The 21,910-nt window shown below is 57.0% G+C and carries 14 protein-coding genes and 4 pseudogenes; 13 read left to right on the forward strand and 5 right to left on the reverse strand.

All coding sequences use genetic code 11. The features are described from left to right. Positions 1 to 109: 109 nt before the first annotated feature. Positions 110 to 844: an AgmX/PglI C-terminal domain-containing protein gene (locus AU14_RS01175; RefSeq protein WP_236744268.1), complete on the forward strand. Its 735-nt coding sequence runs from the start codon at positions 110 to 112 to the stop codon at positions 842 to 844. On the opposite strand, the gene AU14_RS01180 is transcribed toward AU14_RS01175, so the two are convergent. Further along, complete coding sequence (locus tag AU14_RS01180; protein WP_052471916.1) at positions 822 to 1,337, reverse strand: MaoC/PaaZ C-terminal domain-containing protein; 516 nt, start codon at positions 1,335 to 1,337, stop codon at positions 822 to 824. The genes AU14_RS01175 and AU14_RS01180 overlap by 23 nt on opposite strands. A gap of 186 nt (positions 1,338 to 1,523) precedes the next feature. Here AU14_RS01180 and AU14_RS01185 point away from each other — a divergent pair. From AU14_RS01185 to AU14_RS01195, 3 genes and pseudogenes are all read left to right on the forward strand, one after another. Beyond that, positions 1,524 to 3,199, forward strand: a pseudogene (locus tag AU14_RS01185) (AMP-binding protein). 157 nt (positions 3,200 to 3,356) lie between these two features. Then, positions 3,357 to 7,292: an ATP-dependent RNA helicase HrpA gene (gene hrpA, locus AU14_RS01190; RefSeq protein ID WP_407942808.1), complete on the forward strand. Its 3,936-nt coding sequence runs from the start codon at positions 3,357 to 3,359 to the stop codon at positions 7,290 to 7,292. 135 nt (positions 7,293 to 7,427) lie between these two features. Next, entirely contained in the window at positions 7,428 to 8,549 is a 1,122-nt protein-coding gene (locus AU14_RS01195; RefSeq protein ID WP_041338286.1) for a beta-ketoacyl-ACP synthase III, read from the forward strand. A gap of 6 nt (positions 8,550 to 8,555) precedes the next feature. Here the strand turns inward: AU14_RS01195 and AU14_RS01200 are convergent, their stop codons facing one another. Next, entirely contained in the window at positions 8,556 to 8,963 is a 408-nt protein-coding gene (locus tag AU14_RS01200) for an acyl-CoA thioesterase (RefSeq protein ID WP_041338289.1), read from the reverse strand. A 186-nt stretch (positions 8,964 to 9,149) separates the two neighbouring features. Between AU14_RS01200 and AU14_RS01205 the strand changes: the two are divergent. From AU14_RS01205 to dinG, 7 genes and pseudogenes are all read left to right on the forward strand, one after another. Beyond that, positions 9,150 to 9,841: pseudogene (locus AU14_RS01205) on the forward strand (MlaA family lipoprotein). Between the two features lie 36 nt (positions 9,842 to 9,877). Beyond that, a complete protein-coding gene (locus tag AU14_RS22500) occupies positions 9,878 to 10,552 on the forward strand; it encodes a patatin-like phospholipase family protein (RefSeq protein WP_269079080.1) in 675 nt (224 codons plus the stop codon). Then, on the forward strand, positions 10,552 to 11,364 hold the full coding sequence (locus AU14_RS22505) for a patatin-like phospholipase family protein (protein WP_269079081.1): 813 nt from the start codon (positions 10,552 to 10,554) through the stop codon (positions 11,362 to 11,364). The genes AU14_RS22500 and AU14_RS22505 overlap by 1 nt, the downstream gene beginning before the upstream one ends. A gap of 100 nt (positions 11,365 to 11,464) precedes the next feature. Next, the gene (locus AU14_RS01215; RefSeq protein WP_041338290.1) at positions 11,465 to 13,192 is read left to right on the forward strand and encodes an ExeA family protein; all 1,728 of its coding nucleotides are present in this window, start codon (positions 11,465 to 11,467) and stop codon (positions 13,190 to 13,192) included. A gap of 2 nt (positions 13,193 to 13,194) precedes the next feature. Then, the gene (locus AU14_RS01220; protein ID WP_041338292.1) at positions 13,195 to 13,911 is read left to right on the forward strand and encodes a general secretion pathway protein GspB; all 717 of its coding nucleotides are present in this window, start codon (positions 13,195 to 13,197) and stop codon (positions 13,909 to 13,911) included. A gap of 119 nt (positions 13,912 to 14,030) precedes the next feature. Further along, positions 14,031 to 14,153: pseudogene (locus tag AU14_RS23585) on the forward strand (hypothetical protein); the annotation flags it as partial. A gap of 143 nt (positions 14,154 to 14,296) precedes the next feature. Then, positions 14,297 to 16,111: an ATP-dependent DNA helicase DinG gene (gene dinG, locus AU14_RS01225; protein WP_236744269.1), complete on the forward strand. Its 1,815-nt coding sequence runs from the start codon at positions 14,297 to 14,299 to the stop codon at positions 16,109 to 16,111. 245 nt (positions 16,112 to 16,356) lie between these two features. On the opposite strand, the gene AU14_RS23095 is transcribed toward dinG, so the two are convergent. Next, entirely contained in the window at positions 16,357 to 17,544 is a 1,188-nt protein-coding gene (locus tag AU14_RS23095; RefSeq protein WP_330217936.1) for a LuxR C-terminal-related transcriptional regulator, read from the reverse strand. Further along, positions 17,544 to 19,097, reverse strand: coding sequence for a MalT transcriptional regulator family protein (locus AU14_RS23100; protein ID WP_330217937.1), 1,554 nt, complete (start codon positions 19,095 to 19,097; stop codon positions 17,544 to 17,546). Before AU14_RS23100 ends, AU14_RS23095 begins: the two co-directional genes overlap by 1 nt. A 248-nt stretch (positions 19,098 to 19,345) precedes the next feature. Here AU14_RS23100 and cysB point away from each other — a divergent pair, with 248 nt between their 5' ends. Beyond that, positions 19,346 to 20,323: an HTH-type transcriptional regulator CysB gene (cysB, locus tag AU14_RS01235; protein WP_041338301.1), complete on the forward strand. Its 978-nt coding sequence runs from the start codon at positions 19,346 to 19,348 to the stop codon at positions 20,321 to 20,323. 58 nt (positions 20,324 to 20,381) lie between these two features. Here the strand turns inward: cysB and AU14_RS01240 are convergent. Continuing rightward, positions 20,382 to 21,103, reverse strand: a pseudogene (locus AU14_RS01240) (phosphoadenylyl-sulfate reductase). Positions 21,104 to 21,283: 180 nt separating this feature from the next. Between AU14_RS01240 and thrH the strand changes: the two are divergent. Further along, on the forward strand, positions 21,284 to 21,898 hold the full coding sequence (gene thrH, locus AU14_RS01245) for a bifunctional phosphoserine phosphatase/homoserine phosphotransferase ThrH (RefSeq protein WP_041338303.1): 615 nt from the start codon (positions 21,284 to 21,286) through the stop codon (positions 21,896 to 21,898). The last annotated feature ends 12 nt before the right edge of the window (positions 21,899 to 21,910 follow it).

Raw genomic sequence — 21,910 nt, forward strand, 5'->3', positions numbered from 1 at the left:
TTCCTGTTGCATTCTGGATTCCATCCCTTCACGTTCCCGAGATTGAACGTTCCGAGCTGAACAGGTTCCACCACAATTGGCTCGTTTGGTGGAACGGCCAAAACCGATTGTGGCTCCTGAACCGAAACCGCCGGAACCAGAACCAGTCACTAAAGAAGAGCCGGTTCCTGAACCCCAGCCAAAACCCAAGGTTGCAAAGCCTGCGCCTGAACTGACGCCTAAACCTGAATCAGTTGCTGCCAAGCGTCAGACTGCGGAGCAGGCCCGGGAAAAGGCTTCCCGTTCCGGGTTGCTTGCCATGAAGGACCGGCTCGCCTCGTTAAGGACGCCAGCTGAAAGTAAGTCCGAAGCGCTGCGAGCAAACACCAGTGCCGATGTGGCAGCGCAGAACCTCAAAACCGGACCGAAAGTTTTGCAGGGCAGCGGTGGCGTGACGGATTCCGAGACACCTCAGGCTCAGGTCGCGGTGCAGGGGCATCGGGTTAAGGAGGTTGAAGCTGTGGCCGAGACAGTATCCAAGGTGGCCAGGCAGCCCCGGCAGGAATCCTCGGTGGGTGAGCGGGCCATGAGCAACATCCGCAAAGTCTTTGATGCCCAGAAAACCGCACTTTATTCCCTGTATCGCCGGGAGCTGAGGCAGGACCCGACGCTCGAGGGCAAACTCCTGTTGGAGCTGATCATTGAGCCCGATGGCTCAGTATCGGGCTGTCAGGTCGTGAGTTCCGAACTGGGTAACCCGCCGTTGGAGCAGCGTATCGCCATGAGAGTACGGCTGTTCAACTTTGGCGCGGATGATGTGGAAGCCAGAAAAGTCCGGTTTCCTATCGATTTCCTTCCGGGGTAGATGGCCAATCAGCCTCAATGGTGATTTTGGGGAGGCGAGGTTTGTTCAAGGACACCTTTTCGGTGGGGGCAATCACCCGGGCCTCACCAGTGACCACCCGTTGGTTATTCTGGTTGCGCACGTCGCACTTGAAGACGACGCGGTTTTGGGCCTCTTTGCGAAGCACGCTGAGCGTGACGGTGAGGGTATCATCCAATTTAACCGGGCGTTTAAACGACAGGCTCTGTTCCAAATACACGGTGCCAGGGCCGGGCATAACCGTTGCCAGCGCAGCAGAAATCAGCGATCCACTCCACATTCCGTGCGCGACGCGCTCCTTGAACATGGATTCGGCGGCATATTCGGAATCAAGGTGGACCGGATTCACATCTCCGGTTACCGCCGCAAACAACACCAACTCGTCCTCGGAAAGGGTTTTTACATAGGTGGCGCTGTCGCCTTCGTTTAGCTCGTCGTAGGTGATATTTTCCAGGGTATCCAGAATATTGCTCATCGTGTGCTCCGGACGAATTCGATTCGAGTACAAGAGTTTAGGTGCGTTCCCTGAAAACTACCTCATCGTTCACAAAACTGCTATTCTCTCCCCACTTTTTTGACTCTGATACTTTTGTAGGGTTGATTTTGATCAGCGTTGCACTAGTGGATCATTACAATCAAAAATGCCAAACAGGAGATGGTGATGGATTTCGAGCAGTTCTATCAGGATAAATACCCTGCCGGCGTACCTCGTGAGGTCGACTGAACAAGTACAGCAGCATGGTTGACGTATTCGACCAGTCCGTTAAGAAACACGCGGACCGTCCTGCCTTTAGTGCTGTAGGCGCAACTCTCACCTACCGTGATCTGGACACCCAGAGCCGCAACTTTGCGGCGTGGCTGCAAAATAAGACAGACCTGAAACCCGGCGATCGTATTGCCGTCCAGATGCCGAACGTTAGTCAATATCCTGTTGTGGTTTTCGGTGCCATGCGCGCCGGCTTGATCGTGGTGAATACCAATCCCCTGTACACCACCCGCGAAATGGAGCACCAGTTCAACGATTCTGGTGCCAAGGCCTTGGTCGTATTGGCCAACATGGCCGAGAACGCCGAGAAGGTCCTGCCGCATACCGGCATTGAACACGTGATCGTCACCGAGATCGCGGACATGCATTCGCCGATCAAGCGGACATTGCTGAACGCCGTGATCAAGCACGTGAAGAAGATGGTGCCCCCTTTCAATATCCCCGGCGCCCATAAATTGCCGGCGGTTCTGAGCGCTGGCGCACGTGAGAAATTTACGCCAGTTGAGTGCAAGAAAGACGACATTGCTGTGTTGCAGTACACCGGTGGCACCACCGGTGTGGCCAAAGGGGCGATGCTGACCCACGGCAACCTGGTGGCAAACCTGCTGCAAACCCGCCCGATGATGGGCGATATTGTGGTCGAAGGTCAGGAAGTGGTGATAGCGCCACTGCCGCTGTATCACATCTATTCCTTCACTTTGAACTGCGGCATCATGCTGGAAGCCGGTGCGCACAACGTGCTGATCCCGAACCCGCGTGACATTCCAGGCTTTGTTAAAGAACTCAAGAACCACAAGTTCTCCGCTTTCCTTGGCCTGAACACTCTGTTCGTGGCTCTGTGCAACAACGAAGAGTTCCGGAACCTGGACTTCAGCAGCCTCAAGCTGACATCGTCTGGTGGCATGGCCCTGACCAGCGATACCGCGAAGATGTGGGAGAAGGTTACCGGTTGCGAAATTTCCGAAGGCTACGGTATGACCGAAACCTCACCGGTGGTGACTTTCAATCCCCACGTTGCCATCCAGCTCGGCACCATTGGCCTGCCGATTCCGTCGACTGTAATCAAGACCATTGATGACGACGGCAACGAGACGCCAGTCGGTGAGCCGGGCGAACTTTGCGTCAAGGGTCCGCAGGTAATGCGTGGCTACTGGCAGCGCCCGGAAGACACCCAGAAGTCGTTCACTGACGATGGATTCCTGCAAACAGGTGACATTGCATTGGTCCAGGAAGACGGTTACATCCGTATCGTTGACCGCAAGAAGGACATGATCATTGTTTCCGGCTTCAACGTGTTCCCGAACGAGATCGAAGACGTGGTGAGCAGCCATCCGAAAGTGGTTGAGTGCGCCGCGGTTGGTATCCCTGACCCCAAGAGTGGTGAAGCGGTGAAGGTATACCTGGTAGCAACGGCTGAAGGTGTCAGCGCGAATGAGTTGAAGGAATTCTGTCGCGAGCGTCTGACGGCGTACAAGGTGCCCAAGCACTTTGAGTTCCGCGAGGAATTGCCCAAGACCAACGTCGGCAAGATCCTGCGTCGCGAATTGCGCGACGAAGCCAACGCCAGTTAACTGGCCGGGCACCAGTGGTGTCCCGCCCCGTTCATCGGGGCAGGTATGAATACAAACCCCGCTTCGGCGGGGTTTTCCATTTTTAAGCGTATGGCTTTCCCGATAGACTGTCGCCAAGCCAGTAACCGATACCGATTGAGAACGACTCCCTATTGCGATGACAAACACCACCACTGATCGAACCAGCGCCGTCAATCCGCCGCCTGATGGCAAAGCGGCCGTGAAAGCCATGATGAGCCAGCTGGAGATCTGCAATCAGCAGGAAGCCGCCCGGATTTTGAAGGCCGTGGCCCGATCCAAGGGGGACCCGGGCCAGAAGGATCTTGAGAAAATGGCACGATGGCTGGAGCGGGGCCTCGAAAAAGTTCAGCAACGCCAGGCGTTGCACAAAACGGCCAGTTTTCCGGACGGCCTGCCGGTGTCGGAGCGGGTCGATGACATCCAGCAGGCCATCGAGAACAATCAGGTGGTGATTATTGCCGGTGAAACCGGTTCCGGTAAGACCACCCAGATCCCGAAAATCTGCATGAACTCGGGCCGGGGTATTCGCGGTGTCATTGGTCATACCCAGCCCCGGAGGATCGCCGCCCGCAGTGTTGCCGCCAGAATTTCCGATGAGCTTGGCGAGCAAACGGGCCAGCAAATTGGTTATCAGGTTCGATTCACCGACACGACCTCAGAGCAGTCCCGGGTCAAGGTGATGACTGACGGCATACTGCTGGCGGAAATACAGCACGATCGTTTCCTCGACCGGTACGACACGCTGATTATCGACGAGGCGCACGAGCGCAGCCTCAATATCGACTTTATCCTGGGTTACCTGCGCCAACTTCTGCCCAAGCGCCCCGACCTGAAAGTGATCATTACCTCGGCGACCATCGAGGTTGAGCGATTCAGTGAGTTCTTTAATCAGGCGCCGGTTATTGAGGTCAGCGGCCGAACCTTTCCGGTGGATGTTCGTTACCGGCCACTGACCGGCGATGAGGACGATCGCGATCAGGGCTGGACTGACGGAGTGATTTCCGCCCTGGATGAAATCGAGCAGCACGAACGCTCCGAGAAACAACCGCCCGGCGACGTCCTGGTGTTTCTGCCGGGCGAACGGGAAATCCGGAATCTCAGTAAGGTGCTTCGTCACGTAGACCTGAAACACACGGAAATCCTGCCGCTGTACTCGCGCCTGAGCAATCAGGAACAGAACCGGGTGTTCCAGTCGCACCGGGGGCGCCGGATTGTACTGTCCACCAACGTGGCAGAAACTTCACTGACGGTGCCGGGGATTCGCTATGTGATCGACACCGGTGTTGCCAGAATCAGTCGCTATAGCGTGCGCTCCAAGATCCAGCGTCTGCCTATCGAGCCCATCTCCCAGGCCAGTGCGAACCAAAGGGCAGGGCGATGCGGGCGGGTTGCTCCAGGCATCTGTTTCCGGCTGTACGATGAAACTGACTTCATCAATCGCCCGGAATACACCGACCCGGAGATCCTGCGGACCAACCTGGCCTCGGTCATTCTGCAAATGGCGACCTCTGGCCTGGGTGAAATTCGCAACTTTCCGTTCCTGGAGGCGCCAGATCGCCGCCAGGTCAACGATGGCTACAAACTGCTCGAAGAGCTGAGCGCGGTTGATGACAAGCGTCGGGTCACCAAACTTGGCCGTACCATGTCTCGGCTACCACTGGATCCGCGGCTGGCCCGGATGCTGGTCACCGCGGCCGACAAGGGCAGTCTGGCCGAAACCCTGATCATCATCGCCGGGCTGAGTGTGCAGGATCCGCGCGAGCGGCCCCAGGAGAAACAGCAGGCCGCGGACCAGGCGCACGCGGCCTTTAACGACAAAGAATCGGATTTCGTTACCCTGCTGAACATCTGGAATTTCTACGAGGAGCAACGCCAGGAGTTGTCCCAGAATCAGATGAAGAAGGTTTGTCAGAAGAATTTCCTGAGCTGGATGCGCATGCGCGAATGGCGGGACATCCATCGCCAGCTAACCCTGATTTGTCGTGAGCAAAAGCTGGCGTCGAATAAAGATGCCGCTAGTTACGAGGCGCTGCACCAGGCCATCCTCGCGGGCCTGCTCGGGCAGGTCGCGGTGAAGGTTGAAAAGAAGGAATACCTGGCAACGCGCAACCGGAAAGTGCTGATTTTCCCGGGCTCCAAGGTGTCCAAAACCGGCCCGAAATGGATCGTTGCAACTGAAATCGTGGAAACCAGTCGGGTATTTGCGCGCATGGTCGCGGCCATTCAGCCTGAGTGGATCGAGCCCCTGGCCGGGCATGTGGTCAAGCACAACTATTTCGAGCCGCACTGGGAGCAGAAACGGGCCCAGGTGATGGGCTACGAGAAAGTGACCCTTTACGGGCTGGACGTAGTACCCAAGCGGCGGATTCCATACAGCAAGGTTGACCCTGCCGAGTGCCGGAATCTGTTTATCCGCCGCGCTCTGGTGGAAGGGGATTATCGCTCGAAGGCGCCATTTATTGCCCGCAATCGGGCCATGCTCGACACCGTTGAAAACCTGGAAAAGAAAACCCGGCGCCGCGACCTCCTGGTGGATGATGAGGCGTTGGTGGCCTTCTACGACGAGCGCCTGCCGGCAGATATTGTCAGTGGCCGGCACTTCGAGACCTGGTGGAAAAGCCTGTCTGCCGAAGAGCTCAAGCATCTTGAGCTGACGGAAGAGGACATTCTTCAACGCCCGGTAGACGCTCAGGCGGGTGAGTTGTACCCCGATTACCTGGAATGGGAAGGCGTTCGCTATCCGCTGAGCTACGAGTTTGAACCTACCAGCGAGCGAGACGGGGTGACCCTGCAGGTCCCCCTGATGGCGCTCAAGCAGATCCCATCCCGGCGGCTTGAATGGCTGGTTCCTGGCTTGCTGAGGGAAAAGTGTGTCGCGCTGGTGAAGGGATTGCCGAAGTCCCTGCGGCGTAATTTTGTGCCGGTTCCGGATTTTGTCGATGCTGCCCTGGCAAATATGCAGCCTTCGAACGAACCTCTTGCCCTGCAGTTGGCTGAACAACTGAGGCGCATGACCGGGGTACGGATTGATCCCGGGGCCTGGCCGGAGTCCGAATTGCCCCGGCATTTGCGCATGAACCTTCGGGTCATGGGGGATGGTGGCAAGGTCATGGCCGAGGGACGCGAGACCTTTCAGTTACAGGACCAGTTGGAGGGCAAGGCAGAGGAAGCGTTGGCCTCAGCTACCAGCGAATCCAAGACTGCTGAACCGACGGCTGAGCATGCCGACTGGCAGTTTGGCACCTTGCCGGAGCAGGTGCAGACTGAAAAGGGAGGCATGCAGGTAACGGTTTATCCCGCGCTGGAAGACCAGGGGAAATCGGTCCGTCAGATCCGTTGCCTTGATCGCCTGACCGCCGAAGACACCACCCGAAAGGCCGTGGCCCGTCTGATTCTGAACCGCTTCGGCAAGACCCTGGATGATCTGGAGCGTAAGCTGCCGAAGTTCAAACAGTCTGCGCTCATGTTTGCCCCGATCGGTCGCGCCAGCGTACTGCTCGATGATCTGTTACTCGCCACGGCAATGCAGCACTTTCTCGGTGACGGCTTGCCACGGACGAGTGAAGCTTTTGACGCCCTGTTTGATCGCCACCGGGGTGATTTCATCCCGGCGCTGGAAGATGCCGATCAGCGGTTATATCAGGCCATGACGGGCTATCAGAAAGTGGCGAAGCGACTGAAGGGCAAGATCAGCCTGGCCCTGGCCTCGAGCATGGCCGATCTCAAGTTTCAACTTTCGAACCTGGTTTATCCCGGGTTCCTGGTGGCGACACCGCCGGAGTGGCTAGCCGAATTTGGCCGTTACTTTGAAGCCGCGTTGGTTCGGCTGGAAAAGATGCCCCGGGAAATGGGACGGGAACGGGAATTCCTCCACACCATAGAGCCCCTGTGGTCCCGCTACGCCAGTAAGCGAGACGAACTGTTGCGCCAGGGTGTCCGTGATCCGGAGCTGATTGTCTATCGCTGGATGCTGGAGGAATTTCGGGTTTCCTTTTTCGCACAACAACTCGGCACCGCGATGACGGTTTCCGTCAAGCGATTGGAAAGGCAGTGGGAGCAGACCCGCATTTAAGGCCAATTCTCTGAGTGCCCCTGTCCGGCGCGCACGGTACCTTTTGCTGACGGGCAAATGCGGGAGACTGTGTTAGTATTTCCGGCAGCATATTAGACAAGTCTTCAGTTTTAATATCCAAGACGTGGGGTTAGCGTGATTAAAGCCGTCATTAGCGGAACCGGTCTCTATACACCGCCGGCGACCATAGACAATGACGAACTGGTTGAAGCCTTTAACCAGTTTGTTGAGATTTTCAATTCAGAGCATGCCGATGCCATTGCCAGTGGCGACGTGACTGCCTTGCAGCCGTCCTCCTCGGCCTTCATTGAGAAGGCGTCAGGTATCAAACGTCGGCATGTGATTAACAAGGACGGAATCCTTGATCCGCATCGGATGAAGCCGTCCATTCCCGACCGCAGCAACGACGAATATTCCGTTCAGTGCGAAATGGCGCTGGCCGCCTGTAAAGAAGCCCTGGAGCAAGCTGGTAAAACGGCCGCTGACGTGGATGCAGTGATCGTTGCCTGCTCCAACCTGCAGCGGGCCTATCCGGCGGTTTCCATTGAAGTGCAGCAGGCACTCGGCGTTAACGGTTTCGCCTATGACATGAACGTGGCCTGCAGTTCCGCGACCTTCGGTCTTCAGGCAGCGGTCAACTCGGTTGAGAACGGTGCTGTCCGATCTGTTCTGGTCGTCAGCCCTGAGATCTGTTCTGGTCATCTCAATTTCCGTGATCGCGACAGCCACTTCATTTTTGGTGACGCGTGCACAGCCATCCTGGTTGAGCGGGAAGAGGACACCAATGCGGGCCAGGGCTTCGAAATCCTCGGTACCCGCCTGAAAACCCAGTTTTCGAACAACATCCGCAACAACTTCGGTTTCCTGAACCGTGCGGACGAATCGGGTGAGGGTAAGCCGGATAAGCTGTTCATCCAGCAGGGCCGGAAGGTGTTTAAAGAAGTCTCCCCGCTGGTGGCCGAGACGATTCAGAATCAGCTTCAGGACCTGTCGCTGGCGCCGAACAACCTGCGTCGTATGTGGTTGCACCAGGCCAACCTGAACATGAATCAGCTGATTGCCCGTAAAGTGCTGGGTCGCGACGCCTCCGAGGATGAAGCGCCGGTTATTCTGGACGAGTACGCCAATACCAGTTCAGCGGGTTCGATCATTGCATTCCATAAACACAAGGCAGACCTGGAGTCTGGAGACATCGGGGTGATCTGCTCCTTTGGTGCCGGCTACTCCATCGGCAGCGTAGTGGTACGCCGCCGATAAGCCTCGTTAGTCGGTTGCCAGTGCCCTCAGGGTATCTGGCAGCCGGGTTGAGGTCCGCGTCTTGCGGTCAAACCAGACCACTTTGGCATACCCCTCCGCGTAAACATCGCCCGTTTCGGCATCAGTAAGCACATGGTAAGTATCAAGGCTGGTATTTCCGGCCTTGTCTGCGTATGTTTCCACCACGACGGTTGCCGGGTGATTCAATTCCTTCAGAAATGTCGCGCTGGTCTTTATAATGACCGGGCCCGTAGGTTCTTCCGGGCCACCGAGAGTCAGGGAGCTGAGCCACACGATGCGGGCTTCTTCAAAAAAGCGGAAATAAACCGTGTTGTTGGCGTGGCCAAAAGCATCCATATCGCCCCAGCGGAGCGGCACGGATAGGGTGGCGACGTGGTTTCCCGGTACTGACATAAGAGTTCCTCCGAAACAACGAGCAGAATAAAAACGATAAAAGCGCCGGTATTTTTGACGGATCGAAACGACTTAAACAACCCAAGAGCACACAATGAGACAACTTTTTTTTCGGCGCTGGTATGTTTTTCTGCTCTCGACGGCGCTTTTGCTAGGGCTGCCAGTTGGCCAGGCATCGGCCAGGCCATGCAGGAACCGGCTCCGGAAGGTGCGGCTGAGGTCCGGGCTTCAGACCCCTATGAGGGCTGGAACCGCAAGGTGTTCCGGTTCAACGAGACGCTCGATCGATGGGTTTTAAAGCCGGTTGCGCAAACCTATCGCACGGTTACCCCCAATATCATCGACCGTGGCATCACCAATTTCTTCAATAATCTCCAGGAAATTCGCAATCTCGCCAACAGTCTGTTGCAGCTCAAGGGCGAATCGGCGGTAGTGGCCGCCGGCCGTTTCACCTACAACACAGTGTTTGGGCTGGCTGGTTTTTTCGACGTTGCCACGGCGTTTGAGCTTCCTGAGCGCCCTGAAGACTTTGGCCAAACTCTTGGTTACTGGGGCGCGGATCCGGACCTTACCTGATGCTGCCGTTGCTGGGGCCGTCGAGTCCGCGCCATTTCGGTGGTATGGTGACTGATATCGTTGTGTTGCCATCGGCTTGGGACGCAGTTGAGAGTCCGACTGATCTGTATGCCCGAGGTGTTCAGCTGGTCGACAAGCGGGCCGATCTGATTCCGGCCGAGAGTTTCATTTCCGGCGACAGCTACATTTTTGTCAGGAATGCGTTTTTACAGCGCCGCGAATTCCTGATCAAGGATGGCAAAATGGTGGAAGATCCCTTTTCCAGCGGCAACGATGAAGACGTGATGCTCGAAGATTTCTGACCCTGTACGTTTCTCTTCAATAACAGGAGGTTTCCGGTGATCAGGGACCCAAGAATAAAAAAGTTCCGCAAAATGCTCGCCGAGGCGCCCAATTACGAGGTCTGGAAGGCGGCGGCTCTGGAGCTTGATTTTCTTGAGGGCAGTGCCGAGTGGAAAGAGGACTTTGCCTCCGATCTCTACCACTATGAACTGATCTACGACCGCCTTAGTAACCTGAAACAGTATCGCCAGCAAAACGATTTTGAACGTCTGAAGCGTGCACTTCGTGAAGGCTTGCATCATGATCTCGGCAACATGGGTAACCCGGCCCTGTACACTCACTCCAGGGTCGGGACCAAGCACCTGGTTGAGGAGTACATCACCCAGGTTTGTGAGTCACTGGATTATCTGTGTGACCACCCGGTGCCCGGTTTCCCCATTTCGGAAAAGCTGCAGTTCTTTCGCGACACCCTGACCAGTTACGGCCGTCCCTCGCTCCTTCTCAGCGGCGGCGCGACCCTGGGTATGTTTCATTTCGGCGTGATCAAGGCGTTGTGGGAGAAGGGGCTTTTACCCCAGGTCATTGCCGGCTCCAGTATCGGCGCTATTATCGCGGGCATTCTGGGTGTCCATACCGATGCTGAGATCCCGGAAATGCTGGTGCCGGAGAATCACAACCTGAAGGCCTGGAAGTGGCGCGGGTTGCTCAGTGCCGTGCGAGGCGACGGCTGATGGATCAGGACCAACTTAAATCCTGTGTGCGCGCCAACATCGGCGAGTACACGTTTGAAGAGGCCTATCAGCGGACCGGTCGCTCCATTAACGTGAGTGTCTCGCCTATCCAGGCGCACCAGAAAGCCCGGTTGCTGTGCGGCTATACCTCGCCTTACCTTATGGTTTGGAGTGCTGTGCTTGCCAGCGCTGCGGTGCCCGGGATATTCCCCCCGGTCACGCTGATGAAAAAGGACATTCACGGTAATGCACTGCCGTACATGCCCAGACTGAAGTTTGTGGATGGATCGGTGGTGAGTGATCTGCCCATCGAGCGCCTGATGCATCTGTACGATGTTAATTTCACCATTGTCAGCCAGACCAATCCGCATGTAGTGCCGTTCCTAAACGACCGTGGTATGGATGAAAAGCTCTCGATCCCGAGCCTGCCGATGCATCTGCTCAAATCTGAAATTCAGTTTCACGGCCAGGGCGTATTCGATTATTTGCGCAAACGACTGAAACCGGAGTTGCTAAGGCAGGTATCCGGTCAGCTCCATACCATAATGGCGCAGCGCTATTCCGGCGACGTCACCATTGCGCCATCCTACTCGTTCAAGGACTATCGCCGAATTCTGTCCAACCCGGAGCCAGAATACGTCAGAGAGATGATCCTAGCCGGCGAGCGTGCCACCTGGCCGAAAATCTCCATGATCCGGTCCCACGCTCGCATTTCCAAAACCCTCGAGCGTTGTGTTCGGCGCTTGAAGGAGCAAAATCGTCGAACCACCGACCTGCGCCTGGTCAGCAACTCAGTTTCCGGCGAATCGTGAGATGACAGGCCCGCGAAGCCAGCGGTATGATACCGCGATAGAGAGCCGGGGCTTGCATAACACCGCCAGGCCCGGCGCCTGAGCACCAGACTGGATACTCATGTATTACGACTTTTTCGGCTTTCGGGAACCGCCGTTTTCCATTGCGCCCGATCCCCGCTACCTGTACCTCAGTGAACGCCACAAGGAAGCCCTGGCGCACCTGATGTACGGCGTTGAGGGGCAGGGCGGTTTTATCGTGATCACGGGAGAGGTGGGAACAGGAAAAACCACGGTGTCCCGGTGTTTCATAGAAAACGCGCCGGAAAATGCCGACATTGCGCTCATTCTCAATCCACGGCTTTCCGCTCGCGAATTGCTTTCATCCGTTTGCGATGAAATGGGCGTGTCGCATCCTTCCAACGCAACCATTAAAGAGTTGGTTGACCTGATTAACCAGGATCTGCTCAGCGCTCATGCCGCCGGGCGGCATAAGGTCCTGATGATTGACGAGGCCCAGAATCTTTCCGCGGATGTGCTTGAACAGCTGCGCCTGTTGACCAACCTGGAAACCGCTGAGAAGAAGCTGTTGCAGATCGTGCTGCTGGGTCAGCCGGAATTGCAGCAGATATTGGCAATGCCAGAGTTGCGTCAGTTGAATCAGCGGGTAACCGCGCGCTATCACCTCAATGCTATCGGCCGCGCAGAGTTACCCAACTATCTGAGCTACCGCCTGAGTGTCGCCGGTATGCGCGGAGATATTTTCAATGCCGGAGCAGTTTCCCGCCTGTACAAGGAAAGTCAGGGCATTCCCCGGTTGATCAACCTGATCAGTGATCGCGCTCTGCTGGGTGCTTACGCTGAAGGCGAGCATGAAATCACCTCAGCGCACATTCGCCAAGCGGCTCGGGAAGTCCGGGGTGATACCTCCAACACGCAGGCCAGGCAGGCGGCCGTGGTCAGCAGATCATCCCATTATCTTCTGCTCACAGCTTCGCTGCTGGTGGCGGTAGTGGGAACGGTCTGGCTGGCGGATCGCTGGCCTGTGACCGTGACTGACATCCAGGCTGGATTTTCGTCCTCATCGGTGCAAGCTGGCATCGTGGAGCGAGGCGACTCACAGAGCACCGACCAATCCGGCCGGTTGGCGTCAGTTTCGAGTCCGGCACCGGAAGAACTTCAGGGGCAGCAGAATCCGCAGGACGCTGTTCCGGCACCTGAGTCGTTTGAGTTCTCTTCGCACTCTATCACCCTGGTGGACGCCTTCAGGTCTCTGTTCAAGCTCTGGGAGTATGACTACAGGCCGGAAGCCTTCCCGACCGCTTGTCAGTATGCCCGCGCCGAGGGCCTGGCCTGCCTGGAGCGCCAAGGCACCCGTCGCAGCCTCGAATTCCTGAATCGGCCCGCTATCCTCGAGCTTCGGGATCAATCCGGCAAACGCGGCTATGCCGTGTTGAAGAGCTTGGACGGAGGCGTGGCGACGATCGTCACGCCCGAGGGCTCCCGTGAGATCACCTTTACCAGTATTGAGCAGTATTGGTTTGGTGAATTCCGCATCCTGTGGCGGCGCCCGGACTTTCTGGATGTGCCGGCGGACAGCGGCAGCCGCGAAGAGCAGCTGTGGATCGGCGCTCGTATGATGGAGCTTGCCGACAAGCACAGCGAGTCGGGTGTTGAGACGGGTCGAATCAACCGGATGCCAACGGAAAAGCAGATTCGTTGGTATCAGGATTTGAAAGGACTGACGGTTGATGGCATTGCGGGCGCGATGACCATAATCCAGATCAACAACGATCTGGGTGGGCCATTCCCCCGGCTGACACCGCCAGCTCCGCCGGAAGGTCAATAAGCATGTCCTACATACTCGATGCACTCAGGAAATCTGAGACCGAACGGCGCCAGGGCAAGATCCCTGATCTGGGGCATCAGGTTCAACTGATCCATCGCCCCAAGAAAAGGAAAGCATCGCCTGTTGTCTGGCTTGCGCTGGCGTTGGTTGTAAATGCTGGGGTTCTGGCCGTGCTGTTCTGGCCGCAGGCGTCACACGTGGTCGCTGTGCCTGCCTCCGAGCAGCCGTCGGGTGTTGTCGGCGATAATGCACCTCCGACGGATGTTGAGAAACAATCAGTCCAGGCCGAGGTTTCCGAGCCTGTGCCCGGAGCTGACTCCAGTCCGGTCAAGGCACAAGCGGATGAGGCCCTGGCAGAGAGTGGCAGCGTTGCATCAAATGAAAGCCCGCGAGAGCGGCCGACGATCATTGTCCCTGCTGCAGAAGCAACCCGCGACAATTCGGTATTGCGAGCAACGGCCCCGGCTGGCAGGGTACCGCACCTGGTTGAACTTCCCCTTTCTTTCCAAAAGAGCGTTCCTGACTTGACCTTTAATAGCCACATCTACGCCTCCGATCCTTTCGCAAGCCGCGTCATGATCAACAGCAATTACCTGCGCCGTGGCGACAGCTTCTCGGGGCTTCGGGTTGAAAGCATCACCCAGGATGGCGTGGTACTCAGCAAGCAGGGCCAGCGCTTCCGGGTCGGGATTGTCCGCGACTGGGTGAGCCCGCGCTGATGGCGTTAACCGACGAGATCAAACAGCAGATTCAGCAGGGTTACCGGGACGTTCTTGCAGGCAAGGATGTACGGGCGCGCTATGGCCAACGGCTGATGATCGCCGAGATTGCCCGGTACATGGGCGATATCACCGAGAACGATGGCCAGCGCACCTCACCAGCTTCGGCTTGCGTGGTCGAAGCCGGCACCGGTACCGGCAAAACCCTGGCGTATCTGATTGCCGCAATACCAGTGGCCAAAGCCCTGGGCAAGACATTGGTGATTTCCACGGCGACAGTAGCTTTGCAGGACCAGATTGTGCTCAAGGATCTGCCGGATCTGCGCAAGCATAGCAATATGGATTTCAGCTGGACCTGGCCAAGGGCCGGGGCCGCTACCTTTGCATGTCGAGACTCGAAGCGCGGCTTCACGACGAGGGCAATGGCGACAGCGATACCATGCCCCTGTTCCTGCTCGACGGTCCCAAGGGCGAGGAGCCAGGAACCCGGGCCTTTTTTGAAGAGATGCTGGCGAGCTACGGATCCCGTAAATGGGACGGTGATCGGGACCATTGGCCCGAGCAAATTCCGGACGATGTATGGCGACAGGTAACCACCGATCACCGCCAGTGCACCAACCGCCATTGCAGCTATTTCGACAGCTGTGCCTTTTTCGACGCCCGTAAGGACCTCGACGACGCCGATATTGTCGTAGCTAATCACGACCTGGTGTTGGCTGATCTGGCCCTGGGTGGCGGAGCAATCCTGCCTGAACCAGAAAACGCGCTGTTCATTTTCGATGAGGCCCACCATCTGCCAGACAAGGCGCTGAATCACTTTGCCGCGTCGGTTCCCTTGAACTCCACGCGCCAGTGGCTGAAGCAGTTGTCTCAGGCCCTGACCAAGATGCAGCCGTTCCTGGCGCCGGGAACACAGGGCACCAAGACCCTGGATCGGATCAGCGGAGCCTCCCGTGAAGTCGATCAGGTGCTGACCCGGGTTTACGACGAGGCGGAACAGAACACCGGTTGGGAATTCAACGAAGAACGCCGAACCGCCCAATGGCGTTATCCGGAAGGCGCATTGCCCGAAGCTTTGGCCGAACTTTCCGCCGAAGCGCGCATTGCCACGGCCAATTTGGTGCGTCACTTGGGGGCTTTGGCCGATGAGCTCCAGGGCGCGTTTGATGAACGCAAAGATCATGAGATTGATCGGGACACCGCCGAGGCCTGGTATCCGGTGATCGGGTCGTTCCACAGTCGGGCGGAAGACCAGCTCCGGCTCTGGGTCGCCTGGTGCGAGCAGGGCGACGCCAAACCGGCTGACAACGAAACGGAATCGGATCAAGACGATGGTGCGGCCAAGAAGCGCACCGGCTACAAGAGCCCAGCTCCGGCTCGGTGGGCGGTCAGGCAGCGCTGGGACCATGCCGAGGACATTACCCTCTACAGTTCGCCAGTGCTGGCAGACAGCCTGCTGTACTCCCGGCTTTGGTCCAGAGCTTACGGTTCGGTTCTGACCAGTGCCACACTGACGGCACTGGGACGCTTTGATCGTCTGCGGGCCCGGGCCGGACTGCCCGAGTCAAGCCGCTATCTGGTGGTACCCAGTTCCTTCCGCTATGGCGAGATGGCTACGGTGGAAGTCCCCGCCATGTCCATCATGCCAACCGATGACACCTTCACAGATGCTCTGGTGGAGCGTTTGCCAGATCTGTGGGCGGGCGAGAAGGCGACGCTGGTGCTGTTTACCTCACGCCGGCAGATGCAGCAGGTACGCGATGCGCTGGCGCCCGAGTATCCTGACCTGATCATCACCCAGGATGACATGGCCAAAGGCGAGGTTCTGCGCCAACACTGCAGCCGCGTAGATGAGGGACGCCCAAGTGTCCTCTTCGGTGTGGCCAGTTTTGCCGAGGGAATTGACTTGCCGGGCAAGTACCTGCATCACGTGGTTATTACCCGACTGCCGTTCTCGGTGCCAGACGATCCGATTGAAGCGAGCCTGGCGGAGTGGGTGACCCAGCGAGGCGGAAATCCGTTCATGGAAATTACCGTTCCCGATGCGTCGATCAAACTCGTTCAGGCGGTCGGCCGGCTGTTGAGAACAGAGCAGGACACTGGCCGCGTCACCATCCTTGACCGCCGCATCATTGCGCGGCGCTATGGCCAGTTGTTGCTGGACGCGCTGCCGCCATTCCGCCGTGTGATCGAATACTGACCATAAAAAAAGAGCCAGCCCCTAGGGGTGGCTCTTATTAAAAGGATTCTCTCGAACCCAGGGCGTCGAAACAACGCGGAGCAAGAAATCTGAAGGCCTGAAGTTTCAGAATTCAAGGAGAGGTTTCCCTCACCGTTGAAAACATAATAGGGGCTTAGGGGGCGTAAACGGATCGTCCAAAGGGCGTAGTCCGGGGTGTTTGTGGCGTGCAAACGTGACGCGCGTCACAGAACGAACTCCGTTACTCAGCCCGATAGCAAGCCGAGATCCCGTGCTTTTGCCAGCGCCTCGGTGCGCCGGCCCACACCGAGCTTGCCGTAAAGGTTGCGGATATGGGCTTTCACAGTGGCGGGTGCGACATCCATTTGAGCGGCAATCTGCTTGTTGGCGTGCCCCTCATGAATCAGAGCCAGAACTTCCATTTCCCGTTGGCTAAGCGGTTCCGGCAAAACAGTGGCTGTGCTTCCGGCTGACGGGGCGACTGGTCGGGTTAATGAAAGCCCCGCGGAAGCCTCAGCAGCGTCAGAAAGCTTGTCGAGGACTTGGGTGAGTTCCCGGTACCAGCTGCCGGGTGTCTTCAGTACGGAAAGCCGCCGAAGCATGGAGCGCAGGTGCGGGCTCTCTTCAATAAACAGGCCCATGAATCCCGCCTCTGACGCCTTTCGTACAGCCCGAGTCAGCATTTCACACGCCTCTTGTGCCCGGTCCTGAAGATCCAGTGCTTCACCATAAACCAGCAGGATCTCAACAAGGTGACGATTGTGGGCATTACGCTCGGCTGCCGGTAACAAAGCGCTGAGAATTTCCTGGGCCCGCTCTGGCTGCTTCTGGGCGACCTTCAGTCGAGCCAGGCTAATCAGGTTCTGTTCGCGGTTTAACGGGTTGGTCGTGGGCTCTTTCTCCGCAGCGTTCAGGCAGGCCTCGGCTTTTTCGAGGTCGCCTAGGGCTAGATGGCATCTGGCTAAAAGGGCCGAACTCGCGGGTGGTTCGAAGACAATGTGCTCCCGCCGTTTGCGTCCCACCTGGGCCGCATCTTCCAGCGCTTCGATGGCATCGGTAAATCGACCTTCACTGAACGCGAGGTGCCCACGCACGTACTGGATGATGACATGCTGCCCCGGTTCGGTGCCGCGATGTACATGTTCCAGCAGTGGCGCGAGATGGGTGGCTGCCAGTGAGTGCTGGTTGCGTTCCCGGTAGATCTCGGCCAAGGCGCTGTTTTGCCAGCACGAGATTAGCCGGGGCTGACTTGGATCAGAGTAATGTTTGTCCACCCATTTTCGGATGTCGGCGCAGCTACTCAGGGCCAGCTCAATGTCGCCGCGGTTGTACTGAATCCACGCCAATAAGCCGCCACTGGACAGCACCGTGCTTGGCTTGCGCTCGATCTGACCATAACGAACGGCCGATTGCAGGGCATCTTCGGCATCCATCAGCAGCCTTTGCCGAAGTAGTCCAGCCCGACGCCATAGTAAGTGACGGATTTCAGGGGGATGCGGGTGTGATCGATGTCCTTCAGCACCTGCCGGGTGAGATCGCTGGCGCTCTTGTCGTCACTGCGGGTGCGCGCGAGATAGGAGCGCACCAGGGAAATTTCGCTCTGGAGGCCGAGGGCCCCTTCGGCGTCGGGATGAGAATCGGCAACCCGCCGATCAAGTAAGTCTTCAAGGCTGGCAAGAAGCGGGTCTAGCCCATCAAGCCGATTGGCAAAGAAGCGGCCCCAGATCCGGAGCATCTGCAGCTGGGGGCTGTCTTCAATCAGGGATTCCGGAAGAAATTGGAGCCAATCGAGTACCGGCAGGTGATAGCCGCTATGAATAAGGTTGTTACCATGCTCAGCCAGCACCGCCGCAAGCCATTGCCTGTCACCCTGATGCACGATCTGGCTGATGCCGTCCTGGACGTGGCCATGGTCAAGAAGCCACTTGACGGTGCTGCGCCAAAGCGCCTCTGCTCGCTTCGGATCTGTTTGCTTTAGCCGTTGGAGCAGCGCGTCCCGGAACAGGTCGTGATAACGGAACCATTGATTGTCGGTGTCCAGGGGAATCAGGAAGAGATTCTGGCTGAGCAATCTCTCCAGCAGTTTTTGGCTGTCTCCGGTTGCTCGAATAGCATCGCATAAGGACGCACTCAGGCGAGGACAGCAGGCGGTATCCAGGAGGAACTGGGTCAGTTCTTCTGGCTGCTGTTCCAATACCTCGGTGAGAACGTAATCGCTGATCTGTCGCTCGTCGACATCCAGTTGTGGTTCCGGTAGCCCGGAACTTGCCTCTGCTGATAGGTCAACGCTCTTGGGACCGTTGCCGGACAGGGCTGTAAGTTGCATCGCCGCAACCCAGCCTTCGGTTCTTCGACAAATGGACCGGACATCGGCCTCCGATACGCTAAGCCCCATGGTGTCCTGAAAGAAACGACGGCATTCATCTTCTGAGAACGCCAGCAAACCGGGATGAACGTCTTGCACCCAGCGCCGAACCCGCCAGCGCGACAGTGGCATTTCGGGTTCTGTTCGGGATGCCAGGGTGACCGTAATTGCGGGCGGCAGGTAGTCGATGAAGTAAGCGAAATCCCGAAGAATCTGGGTATGCCGGATGAAGTGGAAGTCATCGAGCACCAGAAACCAGGGACTGGCATCCGCCGACAGCAGATTCAGTAAACCGGTTATTGCGCAGGTTGCGGTATCACCCTCTACTTGGCTGAGTTGTTTTCGGCAGTCTGCCAACCCAGCCAGTCCGGCATGTTCGAAAGCGCCAATAACATACTGCCAAAACCGGCGGGGCTCATTGTCATGTTCGTCCAGAGACAACCACGCTGTGGGGGAGGGTGTTTCTGCGCACCACTGGCTTGCCAGGGTAGTCTTTCCAAAACCGGCCGGGGCGATCACCAGATTCAGCCTTTTGGGGCTTGAAGGCTTCAGCAATGAACTCAACCGGTCGCGATGGACCGCGCGCCGGTCGGTCGTTGGCCGAAGGAATTTGGTGGTCAACAGCATGGGGGTCCCGGTTACAACAAGTGTCGATAACGGATTGTGTGCTTTGTCCCAGCCAAGTCAAGCGCAGAAATCACAGAAAGCCCTGTCGGGAGCAGTGGTAATGCATTTTTGGTCTAAACTAAAAGACAGGGAGCACCTATTCTAAAAAAGAATGAAAAATACCCTTTTTATGCGTACGCTTGGGCAAAGCGGATTGACTCCGTAGCCAGCCGAATACCGGGAATCCAGGAGCAACAGGTTCAATGAAATTACAACAGTTGCGATATATCTGGGAGGTTGCTCACCACGACCTGAATGTGTCCGCAACCGCTCAAAGTCTTTTTACTTCCCAGCCGGGCATTTCCAAGCAAATACGTTTGCTTGAGGACGAGCTTGGCCTGGAAGTGTTTGCCCGTAGCGGCAAGCACCTGACCCGAATAACTCCGGGCGGCGAGATTATCATCCGGGAGGCCGGTGAAATTCTTCGCCGGGTTGAGGGCATCAAAAAAATTGCCCAGGAGTTCAGTAACCAGCGCCAGGGTGATTTGAGCATTGCCACCACCCATACCCAGGCACGGTATGCGCTCCCGCCGATCATCAGCGGTTTTATTGAGTCCTACCCGGACGTGTCGCTGCACATGCATCAGGGCACCCCGATGCAGATTTCCGAAATGGCGGCCAATGGTGCAGTGGACTTTGCGATAGCAACGGAGGCCATGGAGCTGTTCAACGATCTGATCATGATGCCTTGCTACCGCTGGAACCGAAGCGTAATTGTGCCGAAGGATCATCCGCTGGCGAAAATGGATGAACTCACGCTCGAGAAGTTGGCTGACTACCCGTTGGTCACTTACGTCTTCGGATTTACCGGGCGTTCCAAGCTCGACGAGGCGTTCCAATCCGAGGGGCTGACACCCAAGGTGGTGTTTACCGCCGCAGATGCAGACGTCATCAAGACCTATGTTCGGTTAGGGCTGGGTGTCGGCATCATTGCCAGTATGGCGTTCGACCCAAAGGCTGATCCGGATCTGGTTGCCCTCGATGCCAGAAAGCTGTTCCGCCCTAGCATAACCCGCATCGGCTTCCGGAAAGGCACTTTCCTCCGAGGCTATATGTACGACTTTATCGAGAGGTTTGCGCCGCACCTGACTCGGGAGCGGGTCGACGAGGCCGTTGCCCATCAGGGCAGCCGGTCGGAAATCGAAGAGTTGTTCAGGGATATCGAGCTGCCCACCTATTAGTCAGGTGGGCGCGCGTGGTTAGGCGGGGAAAATTGCCTTAGGAGGATCCTAAGGCAACTTACTCCTTGGCGATCAGGTTACCGGCGTGCAGCCCGCATTCCTTCTTGGTCGCTTCTTCCCACCACCAACGTCCTTCGCGCTCATGCTGGCCTGGCAGGACAGGGCGCGTGCAGGGCTGGCAGCCAATACTGACAAAGCCTTTCTCATGCAGCTCGTTGTAGGGCGCTTCCGACATCCGGATGTAGTCCCAGACTTCTTTTGATGTCCAGTTTGCCAGCGGATTGAACTTGATCAGGGTTTTGGATTCTGTCGAGAAGGCGGTGTCTTCCTGAACCACAGGCACGTCGTTGCGGGTGCCCGGGCTCTGGTCCTTACGTTGACCGGTGATCCACGCATCCACGGTGGCCAGCTTGCGCCTCAGCGGATTGACCTTGCGAATGCCACAGCACTCAGAGTGTCCGTCTTCGAAAAAGCTGAACAGCCCCTTTTGGTTTACCAGATCCTGTACTTCGGCCGAATCGGGAAACAGGACTTCGATGTTGATGCCGTAGTGTTTGCGCACTCGCTCGATGAATTCGTAGGTTTCCGGATGCAGGCGACCGGTATCCAGAGTGAATACCTGCAGGTTGTCGGTTAAACGGTGTGCCAATTCAATCAGAACGACGTCTTCGGCCCCGCTGAAGGAGATGGCGATGTTGTCGTACTTCTTCAGTGCGGCCTTGAGAATGGCGCGTGGCTTTCGCCTTCAAGTTCGTCCCGGAGCTGCTGAATGTCAGTCATTGCTTTTCAGTACCTGATCTAAATGAGTGAAAAGCTACCATTAAATGCCTCATAGCTTGAAGGAATGAGCATCTATATGGATATGCCCGATGCATTCCCCGGCTGTTTTTTTTATCATACGGCGCTAACCAAGCCAGAGCATCCGCTCTCGCGCACTCAACTGTTTATCAGGAGACCACTGTGGAACTCGCATGCCTTGACCTTGAAGGAGTACTGATTCCGGAAATCTGGATCGCATTCGCCGAAAAAACCGGCATCGAAGAGCTCAAGGCGACCACACGGGATGTTCCTGATTACGACGTACTGATGACCCAGCGCCTGAAGATTCTCGATCAACACGGCTACGGTCTTCCACAGATTCAGGAAGTGATCGGTGAGCTGGACCCGCTGCCGGGCGCGCGGGAGTTCCTGGATTGGCTGCGTCAACGCTTCCAGGTGGTGATTCTCTCCGACACTTTTTATGAGTTCGCCATGCCGTTGATGGCCAAGCTCGGCTTCCCCGCGCTGTTGTGCCACAAGCTCGAAGTAGCCGAAAACGGTCAGATCACCGATTACCTGCTTCGTCAGCGTGACCCCAAGCGCCAGTCAGTGCGGGCTTTCCAGTTGCTGAACTATCGGGTAATCGCAGCCGGCGATTCCTACAACGACACCACCATGCTGGGCCAGGCTGAAGCGGGCATTCTGTTCCACGCCCCTCAGAATGTCATCGAGGAGTTCCCGCAGTATCCTGCGGTGCATAACTTTGATGACCTGAGGCAGGAATTCTTGAAGGCGAGTGCGGTGCACAGCGCGTAGTTGTGCATAAGG

The organism is Marinobacter similis (genome assembly GCF_000830985.1).
Taxonomy (GTDB): Bacteria; Pseudomonadota; Gammaproteobacteria; order Pseudomonadales; family Oleiphilaceae; genus Marinobacter; species Marinobacter similis.